Below are 17792 nucleotides of genomic sequence, written 5' to 3' on the forward strand. Positions count from 1 at the left end.
GATTTCTACATGCCACTCAAAATTTGCGTTGCCCAACTGAACTACTGCGTGGGCGACATGCCGGGCAATGCGCAAAAGATTATTGATGCGGCCCGCACGGCTTACGCCGAGGGCGCGCGGCTGCTGCTGACGCCAGAGCTGGCGATTTGCGGCTATGCGGCCGAAGACCTGTTTTTGCGCCCCTCATTCATTCAAGCCTGCGATGATGCCGTGAATCAGGTGGCCCGTGAGCTGGCCGGGTTAAAAGGCCTGACGGTGGTGGTGGGCACGCCCACGCACGGCGATAGCGGCCAGGGCCTGCGCACCAAGAGCGTGGAAGTGCAGCAGCGCCACAATGCCGCCAAGGTGCTGCAGGGTGGCCGCGTCATTGAAAGCTACGCCAAGCGCGAGCTGCCGAATTACCAGGTGTTTGACGAGCGCCGCTATTTCACGCCGGGCCAGGGCACTTGCGTGTTTCAGGCCGGTGAGGGGGATGACAGCATCAGCGTCGGGCTGTTGATCTGCGAGGACGCCTGGTTTGAAGAACCGGCGCGCCTTAGCAAGGAGGCTGGCGCCGAGCTGCTGCTGGTGATCAACGCCTCGCCCTTTCACGTTGGCAAGGGTGGCGAGCGCGAAAAAATGATGCGTGAGCGCTGCCTGGCCACCGGCCTGCCGCTGCTGTATGCACACCTGGTGGGCGGGCAGGACGAGATCGTCTTTGAGGGCCATTCGTTTGCCTTGCAGGCCGACGGCGCGCTTGCCGGCCGGGCCGAGAGTTTCAAGGAAAATCTGTTCTACGTGCAGGCAACACGGGCGCAGCCAGCTATTCATTTGGTAGCGGATGCGGTGCCGGATCGCAGCAACGAGGCCGACCTGTGGGACGCGTTGGTGCTGGGCGTGCGTGACTACCTGGGGAAGAATGGCTTTCCGGGTGCGATTCTGGGCTTGTCGGGCGGCATTGACTCGGCTTTGGTGCTGGCGATTGCGGTCGATGCGCTGGGTGCCGACAAGGTGCGCACGGTGATGATGCCCTCACCCTATACGGCCGATATTTCTTGGATAGATGCCCGCGAAATGGCCGAGCGCATGAAGGTGCGTTACGACGAGTTGTCCATCGTGCCGGAGTTTGAAGCCTTCAAGGCTTCACTGGCCGGCGAGTTCAAGGGCCTGAAGGAAGACACCACCGAGGAAAACATCCAGGCGCGCATTCGCGGTGTGTTCTTGATGGCGCTGTCCAACAAGTTTGGCTCGATTGTGCTGACCACCGGCAACAAGAGCGAAATGGCCACCGGCTACTGCACGCTTTACGGCGACATGGCGGGAGGCTTTGCCGTCATCAAGGACTTGCTGAAAACCACGGTGTTCAAGCTGGCGCGCTGGCGCAATGAAAACGACCCCTACGGCACCGGCAGCAATCCGATTCCAGAGCGCATCATCACCCGCCCGCCCAGCGCCGAACTGCGTCCCGATCAGACCGACCAAGACAGCCTGCCGCCCTACGAGGTGCTGGATGCCATTTTGCGGCGCTACATGGAAAACGATGAAAGCGTCGACAGCATCGTGGCCGCCGGCTTTGAGCGGGCGGTGGTCGAGCGTGTTGCCAGGCTGATTCGCCTGAATGAATACAAGCGCCGCCAGGCGCCGGTCGGCATAAGGGTGACGCACCGCAGCTTTGGCAAGGACTGGCGCTACCCGATCACCAGCAAGTTTCGCGCTGAAAGCGTCACAGGCCTGTAAGCCGGGGCAAGCTGTTTCGTCCGCGTTACATTCCAAGCATTCTTAGAATTCATACCATAGCCCTACGGAGAACTTTCAGTGAAACAAATTACCGCCGTTCTAAAGCCCTTCAAGCTGGAAGAAGTCCGCGAGGCCCTGGCCGAATGCGGCGTCACCGGCCTGACCGTGACGGAAGTCAAAGGCTTTGGCCGTCAGAAGGGCCACACCGAGCTCTATCGCGGCGCCGAGTATGTGGTCGACTTTTTGCCCAAGGTCAAGGTGGAAGTGGTCGTGAAAAGCGACGATGTGGATCGCTGCGTCGAGGCCATTGTGCGTGCGGCACGCACCGGCAAGATCGGTGACGGCAAGATTTTCATCACCAGTGTGGAGCGCGTGGTGCGCATACGCACTGGAGAAGAGGACGAAGCGGCTGTTTAGGTAGCCCCCACGGTCGCTCTACTAGCGTGTGGCTCCCTGCCCCCCGAGGGGGCCGCTGCGCCTGCGGTCTGGCGGAGCCAGTCCCGCGGCCCCTGCTAGTGAAGAGATGGGGCGATAGGGCGGCTGGCGCTTGGTTCGCTGCGGAACCTCAGGCCGGTCCGGTTAGTTAAATCTGGTCAAGCCTGGCATTGGCGGACGTCATGCCGGCCGCTTGCACCAGCGCTTGCAGCAGTGGCTCCGCCTCGTCGCCGCTGCGAATCAAGGTCATCTGCCACTCACTCATGAAGCCGTTGCTGACGGCCGAGTTCAGAAAGCTCAGCAGGCCGTCGTAAAAGCCGTTCAGATTGAGCAGGCCGACCGGCTTGTCGTGGTAGCCCAGCTGGCGCCAGGTCCAGACTTCAAAAAATTCCTCCAACGTGCCTATGCCGCCCGGCAGTGCCAGGAAAGCGTCAGCATGCTCGGCCATGATGCGCTTGCGATCGTGCATGTTCTCCACGATGTGCAGTTCGGTGCAGCCGGTGTGGGCCCATTCCTTTTCCACCAGCGCCTTGGGAATCACGCCTACCACCCGGGCGCCGGCAGCCAGCGCCGCGTCGGCCAATATGCCCATCAGGCCGTTGTGGCCGCCGCCATAGACCAACTGGCCGCCGTGACGTCCTATCCAGCTGCCAATCGCTTGGGCCATGGCCGCGAACTCGGGCTGATGGCCAGGCCGTGAGCCGCAATACACGCAGAGGGAAAAGGTGGGTTTTTGGGGGGGAAAGGGTGATGCTTGGTCGTTCATGTGGCAAATCGGTGAAAAAGGGCCAATGCCCAGGTACCCGCACAGAGCAGCAGGCTGAGCAGCACGGCGGCGCTGCCCATATCCTTGGCTCGCTTGGAGAGTTCATGCCATTCTGGGCCTATGCGGTCTATGGCGGCTTCTATGCCCGTGTTGAGCAGCTCGACAATCATGACGAGAACGACGGTGCCGGCCAGTAACACGGTTTCCACCCAATTCTGGCCGAGCCAGAAGGCGGCAGGAATCAAGAGTACGGCGGCAATCGCTTCCTGGCGAAACGCCGTTTCATGCCAGCCGGCGCGCAAGCCGGCGACGGAGTAACCGCCGGCATGCCAGATACGGCTCAGGCCTTTACGGGCTTTCTGAGGATTCACCGGCGCATCGCCGGGTCGGGGCGATGCTGACGTAGACGCTGAAAGCGGGACGGGTTTGGACATGGTGAGATTGTGGCGCAGCTGGATGTTGGGGCCAGATCGTGCCTGGGCGTTGTGAGCGGCTCAGGATTTTTTCTTGGGCGGCGTGACCCAGGTGATCAGGCGGGTGCCGGCCCAGACATCGTGCCAGAACTGCTGCTGCGGGTGAAAGCGGGCCAGAATCGCCCAAATGGCGACCCAACCCAAGGTCAGGACAGCGCCCTCGCTGCCCGACAAATCAAACAGCCAGCTCAGGCCCAGCGGTGGCAAAAACCACAGCCAGCTCAGCAGATAGCGCAGCAGAGCGCGCCGCTGACTGATGGGGGCGCCATGAATATCGACCACGCGGATGTTCCAGGTTTTCATGGCCAGTGTTTGGCCCTTGGCCCAGAACCAGACAAAGTAAATTCCGAAAACCACAAACACAAAGGCCTGCAGGGCGTGGCGGTTATCCAGGGCGTTGCGGGTCTGGCTCAGGGTGCCAAAGAGATAGCCGGCAATAAAGACCACGCCGAACATCAGCATGCCTTCGTACATCCAGCAGGCCATGCGCCTGATCAGTGATGGCGTTTTCGTATTTGAAACTATCAATTTTGTAGCTGTAAAGGGTTGCCTGCAGCGGGCTGCAGCACTGATTAATGGATGAGGCGGGGCCAGCTGGACACTGGCGGGGGTTCAGCGCTGGGGGGCGATGCCGGCTCCGCCGGTGGCGGCGTCAGCCGCAGGCGGCGCTGCGGGCGTGGCGGCTGCCGCCGGTGATGAAGGCGTGATTTTAGGCGCAGGTTTGCTGGCGTGGGGCGGGACGGCCGCCAGCTTCTGCGGCGCCACGGGTTTGATCGCCGTGGCCGCGCCGGCAGGCTTGGGGCTGGCCTTGGCTGCCAGCTTCTGCTTTTCCTCGGGGCTCAGGGCCTGGTAGGTCTGCCACTTGGCCTTTTTTTCTTCGGGCGTCAGTTGCCTGGACAGCTCCTTGGTTTTGGCAAAGTTCAGCCGCGCCTGGGCGCGTTGCTGATGGCTGAGGGCGACCCATTCATTCATGCGGCTGTGCATGGTGGCCTGACCCTCTGGCGGTAGCGAGGGGTAGTTCTTGGAGATTTCCAGCCATTTGCGTTTTTGGGCTTCGCTGAGCGTGGTATTCCAGTTGGATGCCAAAGGCGCCAGCGCCTGCTGTTGCATGGGGCTGAGTTCAGCCCAGGCGGGCCGGGAGCTGGCTGTCTTGGTCGGCGCCGCGGTGGCTGCCTTGCCCGTTGCTGTGGTGCCGACGGGCGGCTTGGGTGCTTGCGCAAAGCTGCCCAAGGGCCAAGCCAGCAGGCCAGTCAGCAGCACCAGGGCCAGAGACAAGCGCTTTGGCTTCGAAGTAAGAGAGCCAGGCAGTAGCGCCATCCATTGGGATGGGCGGTGAGGCGAAGGGGCAAGAAGGGGAGCTGTTGGCACGATCATTGGACGTTTGACGCCTGGCGTGTGGCCTTGAGAAACTGCACGAAGCCCGGATCAGCAAACGCGGCTGGCGGCAACTCATCGGTGAGCAGTGCCACGTCAACCTCGGCCACTTCCTGGGCGCGGTTGTCGTTTTGAATGGAGTTGATGAGCAGCAAGCCGACCACCAGTGCCACCAGCGGCAACACAGAGCCAAGACGGCCCCACCAGCCCAGGCGATCGTCGGAGCCCCAGGTGAGCGCTGCGCTGCCGCCCGTGTTGACGACCTGAGTCGCGGTTTCGAGCTTGGCGACTTTACGTTTTGAAACGGCCTGCGCACGCGCGGCCCGCAAGCGCTCAGAAATGTCATAGGGCAGATCAGCGGCACCGGCGGACAGGTAAGACGCGGTTTTTAGACCGAAACGGTTTTCAAGAATCTCGGCTCTTTGTTGTATTGAATTGGTCATAGTTTTATCCCTTTGGCGCTCAGGGCTTTGCTGAGGGCATGAACTGCACGGGAGCAGTGTGTTTTGACGCTGCCCTCCGAGCAACCCATGGCGGCAGCCGTTTCAGCCACATCCATCTCTTCCCAGTAACGCATCAGAAACGCTTCGCGTTGACGACCGGGCAGACCTTTTACCTCTACCTCGATTTCGCGCAATATTTGCGCCCGCTCAGTGGCATCCTGAGCGCTTTCAGTTCCTTCAGAGTTGGTCAGGGTCTCTAAAGTTTCCAGCAGATCAAAATCCCCGTCTTCTCCCGACGAGGCGAACTCGCTCATGTTGGAAAAAAGGGCGTTTCGGGTCTTGCGGCGGCGAAACCAGTCCAGCGTGGCGTTGGACAAAATTCGCTGAAACAGCATGGGCAGTTCCGAGGCGGGTTTGTCGCCGTAGTGCTGGGCCAGCTTCATCATGCTGTCCTGAACGATATCAAGTGCGGCCTCTTCGTCCCGGACGTGATAAATACTGCGTTTGAAAGCCCGTTTTTCAACGCTTTTCAGGAAGTCGGAAAGTTCTTGTTCAGTTGCCAACGGTGTGGGTTTCCTGTTCGTCAAGCGCTGTTGTTCTTACGGTGGTTCTGACGCCGCGGTTCGAGGCGAGTCTGACCGTCGGTCGCAGGATGCAGCTGCAAAATTATCACATTAAGCCTCTCGCAGGCTGGCGTTTTTCTGCTTGTGCGGCCATTGTGCAACGCGAAATGTCATAATAAGACTGCAATTCAAAAGGCAAACGGGTCATGGCTCGGCGAATTATGTTTTCGCTTATGGTTTTGACCTCAAGTCTCAAGGCTGCTTCAAAAGAGCGGGCTAAGAGGCACCCAAGGTATTTCGTTAGAGAAATTCACAAAGGTTCATCATGGAAATCTCCAAGGCGGAAATCGCATCCGCAGCAGCCGCATCTGCTTCAACAAATTCTCAGGAACTCCGGGGTGCCGAAATCCTCGTGAAGTCGCTTCAGGCCGAAGGTGTCAAGCACATCTGGGGTTATCCGGGCGGCGCAGTTCTTCATATTTACGACGCTTTTTACAAGCAGGACACGATTCAGCATGTGCTGGTGCGCCACGAGCAGGCCGCCGTGCATGCCGCCGATGGCTATGCGCGCGCCACCGGTAATGTGGGCGTGGCGCTGGTGACTTCGGGACCCGGCCTGACCAATGCCGTGACTGGCATCGCCACGGCCTATATGGACAGCATCCCGATGGTCATCATCAGTGGCCAAGTGCCAACGGCGGCGATCGGCCTCGATGCCTTCCAGGAGTGCGACACCGTGGGCATCACACGGCCCATCGTCAAGCACAACTTCCTGGTCAAGGACGCGCGCCAGATGGCCGAGGTCATGAAGAAGGCTTTTCACATCGCCCGTACCGGCCGGCCAGGCCCGGTTGTGGTGGATATTCCGAAGGACGTGTCCTTCAACAAGGCGCTTTACACCGGCTATCCGCAAAGCGTTGAAATGCGCTCTTACAACCCGGTGCGCAAAGGCCACGCCGGGCAGATTCGCAAGGCGCTGCAGCTCCTGCTGGCAGCCAAACGGCCTTACATCTATACCGGCGGCGGCGTGGTGCTTAGCAATGCTTCGCAAGAACTGCGCACGCTGGTGGATATGCTGGGCTATCCCTGCACCAACACCTTGATGGGTCTGGGTTCTTACCCGGCCAGCGACAAGAAGTTTCTCGGCATGCTGGGCATGCATGGCACGATTGAAGCCAACAATGCAATGCAGCACTGCGACGTGCTGCTGGCTGTCGGCGCCCGTTTTGATGATCGCGTGATTGGAAATACCAAGCATTTTGCGCAGAACGAACGCAAGATCATCCATATCGACATTGATCCGTCCAGCATTTCCAAGCGCGTGAAGGTCGATGTGCCCATCGTTGGCGATGTCAAGGATGTGCTGACCGAGTTGATCGCCATGATCAAGGAGTCCGGTCTCAAGCCCGACGCCAATGCACTGGGTGGCTGGTGGGACACCATTGAAGGTTGGCGCAAGCGCGACTGCATGAAATACAGCCTGGGCAACGGCGACGTGATCAAGCCGCAGTATGTGGTTGAAACGCTCTGCAACATGACCAAGGGGGTGGATACCTACATTACCTCCGACGTGGGGCAGCACCAGATGTGGGCGGCGCAATACTACAAGTTTGACGAACCGCGGCGCTGGATCAATTCGGGTGGCCTGGGAACCATGGGTGTGGGCATTCCCTACGCCATGGGCATCAAGCTGGCCAAGCCCGACTCCGAAGTGTTTTGCATCACGGGCGAAGGCTCGGTGCAGATGAATATCCAGGAGCTGTCCACCTGCCTGCAGTACAACACGCCGATCAAGATCTGCTCGTTGAACAATCGTTACCTGGGCATGGTGCGCCAATGGCAGGAAATCGATTACGAAGGCCGCTATAGCAGCAGCTATATGGACGCCTTGCCCAATTTCGTGAAGCTGGCCGAAGCCTATGGCCATGTCGGCATGCTGATCGAAAAGCCGCAGGACGTTGAGCCAGCGCTGCGCGAAGCGCGCAAGCTCAAGGATCGCACCGTGTTCATGGATTTCCGCACCGACCCCACGGAGAACGTCTTCCCCATGGTCAAGGCCGGCAAGGGCATTACCGAAATGCTGCTCGGGTCGGAAGACCTTTGAAGCGCACCATCCCAATCAACTCCGTCAACTGACGAATCTATTGTCTGCCGAGCTTGGCGCTTACCGGCGCCAGGGGAGGGCAGCGAAAAGAGGAATCTTCTTATGAAACATATCATTGCAGTTTTGCTGGAGAACGAACCGGGCGCCCTGTCCCGCGTCGTCGGCCTGTTTTCGGCGCGTGGCTACAACATTGAAAGTCTGACGGTCGCACCGACTGAAGACGCCACTTTGTCCCGCATGACCATACAGACTTCGGGTTCGGATGACGTGATCGAGCAGATCACCAAGCATTTGAATCGCCTGATAGAGGTGGTGAAGGTGGTCGACCTGACCGAAGGCTCTTACACGGAGCGCGAGCTCATGATGGTCAAGGTGCGCGCGGTCGGCAAGGAGCGTGAAGAGATGAAGCGAATGGCTGATATATTTCGCGGGCGCATTATTGACGTGACCGAGAAAAGTTACACGATTGAGCTGACGGGTGACCAATCCAAGAACGATGCGTTTTTGGAAGCCATTGACCGCAGTGCAATTTTGGAAACCGTGCGAACGGGTTCGAGTGGCATTGGCCGCGGCGAGCGAATTCTGCGAGTTTGAAGTTGCCGGCGAAGGCTTCGCTTGCGGCGCTTTTGCCGGGATTGTTTAGTTTATTGATGATTACTTAGGAGCAAGAGATGAAAGTTTTTTACGACAAAGATTGTGATTTGAGCTTGATCAAGGGCAAGACGGTTGCCATCATTGGTTACGGCAGCCAGGGACATGCCCACGCTCAGAATTTGAACGATAGCGGCGTGAAGGTCGTGGTTGGTCTGCGCAAGGGTGGCGCTTCCTGGCCCAAGGTGGAAAAAGCCGGCTTGCAAGTGGCGGAAGTCGCCGACGCCGTCAAGGCGGCCGATGTCGTCATGATCTTGTTGCCCGACGAGCAAATCGCTGCGGTTTACAAGAACGACGTGGCTCCCCACATCAAGCAGGGTGCTTCCTTGGTGTTCGCGCACGGCTTCAATGTTCATTACGGTTTTGTTCAGCCTCGCGCTGACCTCGACGTGTGGATGGTGGCTCCCAAGGCGCCGGGTCACACGGTTCGTGGTACCTACGCACAAGGCGGCGGCGTGCCTCACCTGGTTGCAGTGCATCAGGACAAGTCCGGCAAGGCTCGCGACCTGGCATTGTCATACGCCATGGCCAACGGCGGCGGCAAGGCCGGCATCATCGAAACCAACTTCCGTGAAGAAACCGAAACCGACCTGTTCGGCGAGCAAGCCGTTTTGTGCGGCGGTACGGTTGAGCTGATCAAGGCTGGCTTTGAAACGCTGGTGGAGGCTGGCTACGCGCCAGAAATGGCCTATTTCGAGTGCCTGCACGAGCTGAAATTGATCGTGGACTTGATCTACGAAGGCGGCATCGCCAACATGAACTATTCCATCTCGAACAATGCCGAGTATGGTGAGTACGTGACCGGACCGCGCATCGTGACGGAAGATACCAAAAACGCCATGCGCGCCGTGTTGAAGGACATCCAGACCGGCGAATATGCGAAGAGCTTCGTGCTGGAGGCCGCTGCCGGCCAGCCTGCGCTGATTAGCCGTCGACGCCTGAATGCCGAGCATCAGATCGAGGTTGTGGGTGCGAAGCTGCGCGCTATGATGCCGTGGATCGCTAAAAACAAACTGGTTGATCAAACCCGTAACTGATCTTGCTGCGAGAGCCGATACACGCTGAAGCGCCTATCGGCTCCAGCGTGAGCAGGAACTCGGTGACAATCTGACTACAAGACGCCGCGCAAATTTCTTGCGCGGCTTTCTTTTTGTAGCAATGGTAAATTCGTCGCTTGGTGGTATTCATAGGCTTTGACTTGCTATGAATTAAATAGCTGTTTGCGTCCGCCAGATGTACTTGAGGAGTAATTTTTATGCATGATGGCGAGGACTCGGGTCCCATGGTCGAAGAGGTCGTGACACGCAAGCGTCGCAAGGGGATTTATATATTGCCCAACCTGTTTACGTTGGCTGCTTTGTTTGGCGGGTTTTACGCCATCGTCATGGCCATGAATGGGCGGTTTGATCAGGCTGCCATCGGTGTGTTTTGCGCCATGGTGCTTGATAGCCTGGATGGTCGGGTGGCCCGCATGACCAATACGCAGAGCGCGTTTGGTGAGCAGATGGACTCTCTTTCGGATATGGTGTCTTTCGGCGCGGCCCCGGCACTGATTGCTTACGTCTGGGCATTGACCAGCTTGGGACGCTGGGGCTGGATTGGTGCTTTCGTCTACTGTGCATGCGCAGCTTTACGCCTAGCGCGTTTCAACGTCAATACCACGGTGGTGGACAAGCGATTTTTTCAAGGCTTGCCTTCGCCTGCAGCTGCTGCCCTTGTGGCCGGCTTCATCTGGTTGATGACCGACGCCGGCATCAGTGGTGTGGAGGTGCGTTGGATCACTTTTGGCTTAATGCTTTATGCCGGCCTGACGATGGTGACCAATGTGCCGTTTTACAGCTTCAAGGATGTGCAGATGAAGCGTAGCGTGCCCTTTGTGGTGATCGTCCTGATTGCGCTGGGTATCGCGGTGATCAACATCCATCCTCCAGTTGTGATATTTGGCCTGTTTGTGCTGTATGGCATATCTGGTTATGCGTTGTATGGTTGGCGCAAGGCCAAGGGCCTGCAAACCAGCGTCATTTCAACCTCGACCGATGACCCGGATGAGCGCGGCTTGCACAAATAAATCATGGTATATTGATGTCATGAAAATGATTTCGCTAGCACTACTGCTATCTGCCAACGGGCGGAGACGGTAGCGCGCACGCGTACACCCAATTCAACGGCCCGTTTGCACCAGCAACGGGCCGTTTTTCTTGGGGTTGCTGGTTTTTTAAGATCACAGGAAAAACTCCGATGTTGAAACAACCTGCCAGCAAGTACCCCGCGTTCAAGGCTATCGGTTTGCGTGACCGCAGCTGGCCTGACGCCGTTTTGACCGAAGCGCCGATCTGGCTGAGTACGGATCTTCGTGACGGCAACCAGGCGCTGATAGAGCCCATGGACCTGGCACGTAAGCACCGTATGTTCCAGATGCTGGTGAAAATCGGTTTTAAGGAAATCGAGGTTGGCTTTCCTTCGGCCTCCCAGGTTGAGTTTGACTTCGTGCGTCAGCTGATCGAAGAAGATCTGATTCCTGATGATGTCAGTATTCAGGTTCTGACGCATGCTCGGGAGCCTTTGATTGAGCGTACGTTTGAATCCCTCAAGGGGGCACGCCGAGCCATCATGCACATGGTCAATCCGGTCGCTCCCATCATGCGGCGGGTCGTACTGGGCCTCAGCGAGGATGGAATCATTGAGCTGGTGCAGCGCAATGCACAGCTTTTCTGCGATCTGACGGCAACACAACCTGAAACGCAATGGACTTTCGAGTACTCGCCCGAGATGTTTTCCGACACCGAATTGAGTTTTTCAAAACGCGTCGTTGATGCGGTGACTGCGGTGTGGCAGGCCAGTCCCGAAAAAAAATGCATCATCAATCTTCCAACGACGGTTGAGCACTGCACGCCCAACATTTTTGCGGACATGATTGAGTGGATGCATCGCAATATCGAGCGGCGCGACGGTGTGATTCTCTCCGTGCATCCCCACAATGACAGGGGCACCGGAACCGCCGCGGCCGAGCTGGCTCTGATGGCCGGAGCCGATCGTGTTGAAGGCTGTTTGTTTGGAAATGGCGAGCGCACCGGCAACCTCGACCTGGTCAACGTCGCGCTCAATCTCTACACGCAGGGCGTTTCGCCGGGCCTCGATTTTTCCGATATCGACACGATCCGCAGCACCGTGGAGCACTGCAACCAGTTGCCGGTTCATCCGCGCCACCCTTATGCCGGCGACCTGGTGTACACCTCGTTTTCCGGCTCGCATCAGGATGCCATCAAGAAAGCATTTGCTGCACGCAAGGACGGCGATGTCTGGGATATGCCTTACTTGCCCATTGATCCGAAGGACTTGGGCCGCAGTTACGAGGCCGTGATTCGTGTCAACAGTCAGTCGGGCAAGGGCGGGATTTCCTACTTGCTCGAGAGCGAGTATGGGCTGGAATTGCCGCGCCGCCTGCAGATCGAATTCAGCCAGGTGGTTCAAGGCGTGATGGACGCCACCGGCAAGGAGTTGACCGCTCAGGATTTGTGGGGCTTGTTTGATCGTGAATATGGCGTTCAGTCGGTGATGGCGCCGCGCCATCAGGTGCAGGAGGACGCTGGAAGCAAAGTCGTGCAGATGCGCGCCGAGGCGAGTCTTCAGGGGCAGCATTTCTCCGTGGAAGGGCAGGGCACTGGTCCTATCGATGCCTTCGTCAACGGCTTGAACGAGGCCTTGGGCCACACGGTGCGGGTGCTGGATTACCACGAACATGCGGTGGGCTCGGGCGCCGATGCGCAGGCCGTGGCTTATCTGGAGCTGCGCGTCAATGAAACGCAGACGCTGTTTGGCGTGGGCAGGGATGCCAACATAGTTTCAGCTTCGCTCAAGGCTGTCCTGTCCGGACTGCAGCGCGCAAAAATTACAATATCCCCCAAACAGACAAGCGGCATGGCCGTCTGAACCAAAACAATTTACAGGAGAACTTCCATGGCTGACAAACTCATTATTTTCGACACCACCTTGCGCGACGGCGAGCAGTCGCCAGGTGCTTCCATGACGCGCGATGAAAAACTGCGCATTGCCCGTCAACTGGAGCGTCTGAAGGTTGATGTGATTGAAGCCGGTTTTGCCGCCAGCTCGAACGGGGACTTTGAAGCGGTGCAGGCGATTGCCAACACCATCAGGGACTCCACCATCTGCTCGCTTTCGCGCGCTAATGACAGGGATATTTCCCGCGCTGCCGAAGCCCTCAAAGGGGCGGCGAATGCCCGCATCCATACTTTCATTGCAACCAGCGCCTTGCACATGGAGAAAAAGCTGCGCATGAGCCCGGAGCAGGTGTTGGAGCAGGCCAAGCTTTCTGTGCGTTTTGCCCGCAATCTCGTGGCCGACGTCGAGTTCAGCCCGGAAGACGGCTACCGCAGCGACGTGGACTTTTTGTGCCGCGTGATCGAAGCCGTGATCGCCGAAGGTGCGACCACCATCAACGTGCCCGACACCGTCGGTTATGCCGTTCCCGAGTTGTATGGCAATTTCATCAAGACCCTGCGCGAACGGGTGCCCAATAGTGACAAGGCCATCTGGTCTGTGCATTGCCACAACGACCTGGGCATGGCTGTGGCCAATTCTCTGGCCGGCGTGAAAATCGGCGGCGCGCGCCAGGTCGAATGCACGATCAACGGCCTGGGCGAGCGCGCCGGTAACTGCTCGCTGGAAGAAATCGTCATGGCGGTGAAAACACGCAAGGATTATTTCGGCCTGGATATGAACATCGACCCGCTGCACATCGTGGCGGCCAGTCGCATGGTCAGCCAGACCACTGGTTTTGTGGTGCAGCCGAACAAGGCCGTGGTTGGTGCCAATGCTTTTGCCCACGCTTCCGGCATTCACCAGGATGGCATGTTGAAGGCGCGCGAGACCTATGAAATCATGCGTGCCGAAGACGTGGGCTGGAGCTCCAACAAGATGGTGTTGGGCAAGCTCAGTGGCCGCAATGCGTTCAAGCAGCGCTTGCAGGATCTCGGCATCCAGATGGAAAGCGAAGCTGATACCAATGCTGCTTTTGCGCGTTTCAAGGAACTGGCCGACGGCAAGAGCGAAATTTTCGACGAAGACATCCTGGCCTTGGTCAGCGAGGAAAGCCATACCCACGAAAAGGAGCAATACGCCTTCGTGTCCCTGTCGCAGCACAGTGAAACCGGCGAGCGCCCCCAGGCTAGCGTCGTTTTCACGGTCAATGGACAGGAAGTCAAAGGCGAATCGGACGGCAACGGCCCGGTCGATGCCTCCCTTAAGGCTATCGAATCACATGTGCAAAGCGGTGCGGAGATGGTGCTCTATTCGGTGAATGCTATTAGCGGCTCCACGGAGAGCCAGGGGGAAGTGACGGTGCGACTGCAAAACAGCGGTCGCGTGGTGAATGGCGTGGGCGCCGATCCCGATATCGTGGTCGCTTCTGCGAAGGCTTACCTGAGCGCCTTGAACAAACTGCAAAGTAAAGCTGACCGCGTTGCCGCACAGGGCTAGTGTGTGAGGGTCATTGAAAAGTTGTTTTTATTCAATGACTTAGCGCGATAAGTTGCTGCATGGGTGACTAAACTCCTTAGAATAGTCAAAAAATAAGTGTATCGTTAAGAAAGTCACGCAAGGTTTTGATATTGCGTGACTTTTTCTATTTCTATACACTTCAGCCATCCCCGCCAGTGCAATTCAAATCAGAAAATACCCGCCATGTCTAATCAGATTTTCAATCGTGCATTAAAAATCGCTGGACTTCTGACCATGTTGGCGGCCCTTGCCGTGCCGACGGTCAATGCGGCAACGGCAAAACGCGCGATTGTAAAAAAACCGCATGTCACGAAAGCTGTGGCATCGAAAAAAGTGGTCGCAACTCGCAAGAGTGCCCGTTTCGTGGCTGGTACGAGCAGCAAGCGCAAATCAATAGTGCGTGCAGCGGTGGTTGTGCCTGCCAAACCGTCGTTCGGCCAGATCGCCGGTTTGCATGGCGCCCAGGATCCACTGGACTTGAAGTCCAGCGTTGCTTTGGTGATTGATCAAGACACCCGTGAGGTGCTGTTCAGCAAAAATGATCACGCGGTGTTGCCAATTGCCTCGCTGACTAAGTTGATGACAGGGGTCATCATCAGTGGAGCCAAATTGCCCATGGATGAAATGATCACCGTGGCGCAGGACGATGTTGACACTGAAAAAGGTAGCCGTTCACGCCTTAGGGTCGGCACCACATTGTCACGCGGCGAGTTGTTGCACTTGGCCTTGATGTCCAGTGAAAATCGCGCCGCTCATGCGCTGGGCCGTACTTATCCTGGTGGCCTGGCAACTTTTGTCAACTTGATGAATGCCAAGGCCAAGATGCTGGGCATGAATGACACCAGCTATGTTGAGCCGACCGGCCTTTCCAGTCGCAACCAGTCGAGCGCTCAGGATTTGGCTACGCTGGTCAACGCCGCCCATGGCGATCCCATGCTGCGCGAATTGACCACCTCCACCGGTTACCAGGTTGAAGTCGGTAAGCATATGCTGCAGTACAACAACACCAACCGTCTGGTGAAGAACCCGGATTGGGATATCGGCTTGCAAAAAACCGGCTACATCTCGGAAGCCGGTCAATGCCTGGTGATGCAGACCAAAATTGCTGGCCGCAAACTGATCATGGTGTTTTTGGATTCTGCCGGCAAGCTGAGCCGCCTGGGAGACGCCGAGCGTGTGCGTCGCTGGGTCGAATCGAATCCTGTCATGAAGGTCAGCGCTTCTGCCAAGCAGATCAGCGGTTAATTCCCGCACTTTCTAGGGGCTGATCAATCCAGCTTGCGGCACCGCCGCCATGGCTGGGAAGACTATAGTTTTTATAGCTAAACCTGCCCTTAGCATAAGGGCTGGCGGCTAGTTTTTGGCTTGAACCGGCCGATAGCCCAAGGCCGTTGAAATTTCATTGGCCGTCGCCTGCAGCTTGGGTAGCCAGTGTTCCTCAAGACGGTCTGCAGGCGCTGAAATCGACAGGCCTGCCACCAGCTTGTTCTGATCGTCGTAGATGCCGGCGGCCATGCAGCGCACCCCCAGTTCCAGTTCCTCGTTGTCGCGCGCGATGCCGTATTGCCGCGCTTTGGAGAGTTCCCGCTCCAGGATGGGGAGCTGAGTGATGCTGTTGCGGGTCTGCCCTGGCAGACCGGTGCGTGTGGCATAGCTGCGCAAGCGCTGCGGATCGTCAAACGCCAGGAACAGCTTGCCGACGGACGTCAGGTGCAGCGGTGCTCGCCCGCCTATGGCGCGCACCACCTGCATGCCGGATCGCTCGCTGTACGCGCGTTCTACATAGACGATTTCATCGCCCTGGCGCATGCTCAGGTTGACCGGTTGTTGGGTCAGCTTGTGCAGTTCGCGCATGGGGGTGAGGGCGGCATCGCGCACATTGAGCCGCGCCTTGACCAGATTGCCCAACTCCAGCAAGCGCATGCCTAGCCGGTAGTTGCCGGCAGCAGGGCGGTCAACAAAACGCCCGGTCGCCAGGTCGTTCAGGATGCGGTGTGCGGTCGAGGGATGTAAGCCAGATTTTTCACTGATCTCCTTGAGCGATACCGCCTCTTCGCGGCTTGCCAGGATTTCGAGCAGGTTGAACATGCGTTCAATGACCTGAACGGTCGGGGTGGCGGGCAGGGCGTTGTCGGGCTTTTTCATGTGCAGACTTTCTGCGTCAAATTTTACCCTGTGAAATGTAACCTTGCTGGTTGACTGATGCGGCTTCCAAGGGCACCCACTGTTCGCCCTGCAGTATTTCACTGGGTTTGAAGCCCGCCTTGTAATTCATCTTCTGGCTGTTGGCGATCCAATAGCCCAGGTAGACATAAGGCAGATCTAGGCGTTTGGCCTGCTCAATTTGCCAGAGCACGCTGTAGTTGCCGTAACCCGAGCGCATCTCGGGCTCATAAAAGGTGTAAACGGCAGAAATGCCATCTTCCAGCACGTCCAGAATGGACACCATCTTGAGCGTGCCGGCCTCGCCATTGGGGAGGTTTTCGCGAAATTCCACCAGACGCGAATTGACCCGGCTTTGCAGCAAGAACTGGGTGTACTGGTCAATGCTGTCGTGGTCCATGCCGCCGCCGGCGTGGCGACTGTTCTGGTAGCGCAGGTAGAGCTGGTAGTGCTCGGGCATGAAGCACAGCTTGAGAATGCGCACCTGCAGTGTCTGGTGTTGGCGCCAGGCGCGGCGCTGGCTGCGGTCGGCCTTGAATTGCTTGACCGGCACGCGCAGCGGCAAGCAAGCCTGGCAGCCGTCGCAGTAAGGCCGGTAAGTAAACATGCCGCTACGCCGAAAGCCCTGGGTGACCAGTTCCGAATAGGCATCGTTATGAATCAGGTGGCTGGGCGTGGCCACCTGCGAGCGGGCCTGCTTGCCCGGCAGATAGCTGCAGGGATAGGTCGCCGTGGCATAAAACTGCACGGTTTGCAGGGGCAGGTCTTTGAGGTGCGTCACGATGGTGTGGGCATGTCGGTCGACAAAATCTGATTCCAGTATAGGGGCTGGAATTGCCACTTGGGTGCGGCTTGGTACACCTGCCGGCCCAGGTGGGCGGCGAACTCTGAACGACTGATTTCCGCTGCTCCCAGCGAGGCCAGGTGCGGTGTGTTTTGCTGGCAGTCAATCATCGCGATGCCGCTGGCACGGCAAAACGCCACCAGCGCCGCCAAGGCGATTTTTGAGGCGTCGGTCTGGTGCGCGAACATGGATTCGCCAAACACCATTCGCCCCAGATTGACGCAGTACAGGCCGCCGGCCAGTTCTCCGTTGATCCAGGTTTCCACGCTGTGGGCGTGGCCGGCCTCATGCAGGGCGCGGTAGGCCTGCACCATGTCGGGAACAATCCAGGTGCCGGATTGGCCGGCGCGAGGTTTCTCGGAACAGGCGCTGATGACCCGCTCGAAGGCGTTGTCAAAGCGAATCTCGCAGCTGGCGTCAAGCTGGAAGCGCCGCAGGCTTTTACGCAGGGAGCGGTGCAGCTTGAAGTGCCGGGTTTGCAACACCATGCGCGGGTCTGGGCTCCACCACAGCACCGGCTGGTCCAGGCTGTACCACGGGAAAATCCCCTGCGAGTAAGCCTGAATCAGCGTGGGCAGATCCAGTGTCTCGCCTGCTGCCAGCAGGCCGGGCGCCGGGTCTGCCAGGCCCCAGGCGCTTTCCAGAGGGGGAAAGGCCTGGCCGTCAGCCAGCCAGGGCACGGGGCGCGGCTGTTTCTCTGCGGAGCCGTGGGTCATAGATAGAAAGGCATTGCTACGAAGGCT

At 58.1% G+C, this 17792-nt stretch carries 18 protein-coding genes; 9 read left to right on the forward strand and 9 right to left on the reverse strand.

Translation table 11 applies throughout. The features are described from left to right. Positions 1-9: 9 nt before the first annotated feature. Positions 10-1716, forward strand: coding sequence for an NAD+ synthase (locus BM160_RS14305; protein ID WP_092006761.1), 1707 nt, complete (start codon positions 10-12; stop codon positions 1714-1716). A 78-nt stretch (positions 1717-1794) separates the two neighbouring features. Continuing rightward, positions 1795-2133 carry a P-II family nitrogen regulator gene (locus BM160_RS14310; protein WP_092006764.1) on the forward strand — a complete coding sequence of 113 codons (339 nt, stop codon included), beginning with the start codon at positions 1795-1797 and terminating at the stop codon, positions 2131-2133. Between the two features lie 166 nt (positions 2134-2299). Here the strand turns inward: BM160_RS14310 and BM160_RS14315 are convergent, their stop codons facing one another. The 6 genes from BM160_RS14315 to BM160_RS14340 form a co-directional block, all read right to left on the reverse strand. Continuing rightward, complete coding sequence (locus BM160_RS14315) at positions 2300-2917, reverse strand: LOG family protein (protein WP_092006767.1); 618 nt, start codon at positions 2915-2917, stop codon at positions 2300-2302. Further along, positions 2914-3351, reverse strand: coding sequence for a diacylglycerol kinase (locus tag BM160_RS14320; protein WP_092006770.1), 438 nt, complete (start codon positions 3349-3351; stop codon positions 2914-2916). Before BM160_RS14320 ends, BM160_RS14315 begins: the two co-directional genes overlap by 4 nt. 60 nt (positions 3352-3411) lie before the next feature. Beyond that, positions 3412-3885 (reverse strand): RDD family protein, encoded by a 474-nt coding sequence (locus BM160_RS14325; protein ID WP_092006857.1) that lies wholly within the window; start codon positions 3883-3885, stop codon positions 3412-3414. Positions 3886-4002: 117 nt separating this feature from the next. After that, positions 4003-4665, reverse strand: coding sequence for a DUF3106 domain-containing protein (locus BM160_RS14330; protein ID WP_255368901.1), 663 nt, complete (start codon positions 4663-4665; stop codon positions 4003-4005). 95 nt (positions 4666-4760) lie between these two features. After that, positions 4761-5207 (reverse strand): DUF3619 family protein, encoded by a 447-nt coding sequence (locus BM160_RS14335; RefSeq protein ID WP_092006776.1) that lies wholly within the window; start codon positions 5205-5207, stop codon positions 4761-4763. Then, on the reverse strand, positions 5204-5770 hold the full coding sequence (locus BM160_RS14340; protein ID WP_092006779.1) for an RNA polymerase sigma factor: 567 nt from the start codon (positions 5768-5770) through the stop codon (positions 5204-5206). Before BM160_RS14340 ends, BM160_RS14335 begins: the two co-directional genes overlap by 4 nt. Positions 5771-6095: 325 nt before the next feature. Between BM160_RS14340 and BM160_RS14345 the strand changes: the two genes are divergently transcribed. The 7 genes from BM160_RS14345 (at position 6096) to pbpG (ending at position 15287) form a co-directional block, all read left to right on the forward strand. Beyond that, positions 6096-7874 (forward strand): acetolactate synthase 3 catalytic subunit, encoded by a 1779-nt coding sequence (locus BM160_RS14345; protein WP_092006782.1) that lies wholly within the window; start codon positions 6096-6098, stop codon positions 7872-7874. Between the two features lie 102 nt (positions 7875-7976). Further along, positions 7977-8468: an acetolactate synthase small subunit gene (ilvN, locus tag BM160_RS14350; protein ID WP_092006785.1), complete on the forward strand. Its 492-nt coding sequence runs from the start codon at positions 7977-7979 to the stop codon at positions 8466-8468. Between the two features lie 77 nt (positions 8469-8545). Beyond that, positions 8546-9562 carry a ketol-acid reductoisomerase gene (gene ilvC / locus BM160_RS14355; protein WP_092006787.1) on the forward strand — a complete coding sequence of 339 codons (1017 nt, stop codon included), beginning with the start codon at positions 8546-8548 and terminating at the stop codon, positions 9560-9562. Between the two features lie 218 nt (positions 9563-9780). Beyond that, a complete protein-coding gene (gene pssA / locus BM160_RS14360; protein ID WP_092006789.1) occupies positions 9781-10593 on the forward strand; it encodes a CDP-diacylglycerol--serine O-phosphatidyltransferase in 813 nt (270 codons plus the stop codon). A gap of 170 nt (positions 10594-10763) precedes the next feature. Next, positions 10764-12455 carry a 2-isopropylmalate synthase gene (gene leuA, locus BM160_RS14365; protein ID WP_092006792.1) on the forward strand — a complete coding sequence of 564 codons (1692 nt, stop codon included), beginning with the start codon at positions 10764-10766 and terminating at the stop codon, positions 12453-12455. A 27-nt stretch (positions 12456-12482) separates the two neighbouring features. Next, positions 12483-14021, forward strand: a complete 1539-nt coding sequence (locus BM160_RS14370) for a 2-isopropylmalate synthase (RefSeq protein ID WP_092006794.1) — start codon at positions 12483-12485, stop codon at positions 14019-14021. A gap of 204 nt (positions 14022-14225) precedes the next feature. Continuing rightward, complete coding sequence (gene pbpG, locus BM160_RS14375) at positions 14226-15287, forward strand: D-alanyl-D-alanine endopeptidase (RefSeq protein ID WP_092006796.1); 1062 nt, start codon at positions 14226-14228, stop codon at positions 15285-15287. A gap of 108 nt (positions 15288-15395) precedes the next feature. Here the strand turns inward: pbpG and BM160_RS14380 are convergent, their stop codons facing one another. From BM160_RS14380 to aat, 3 genes are read right to left on the reverse strand one after another with little or no spacing between them, the layout of a single operon-like run. After that, positions 15396-16187 carry an IclR family transcriptional regulator gene (locus BM160_RS14380; protein ID WP_092006798.1) on the reverse strand — a complete coding sequence of 264 codons (792 nt, stop codon included), beginning with the start codon at positions 16185-16187 and terminating at the stop codon, positions 15396-15398. A gap of 16 nt (positions 16188-16203) precedes the next feature. Further along, positions 16204-16986: an arginyltransferase gene (locus BM160_RS14385; RefSeq protein WP_092006799.1), complete on the reverse strand. Its 783-nt coding sequence runs from the start codon at positions 16984-16986 to the stop codon at positions 16204-16206. Next, positions 16983-17765: a leucyl/phenylalanyl-tRNA--protein transferase gene (gene aat / locus BM160_RS14390; RefSeq protein WP_092006800.1), complete on the reverse strand. Its 783-nt coding sequence runs from the start codon at positions 17763-17765 to the stop codon at positions 16983-16985. Before aat ends, BM160_RS14385 begins: the two co-directional genes overlap by 4 nt. Between the last annotated feature and the right edge of the window lie 27 nt (positions 17766-17792).

It is taken from the genome of Polaromonas sp. OV174, from assembly GCF_900112285.1.
Classification (GTDB): domain Bacteria; phylum Pseudomonadota; class Gammaproteobacteria; order Burkholderiales; family Burkholderiaceae_C; genus Polaromonas.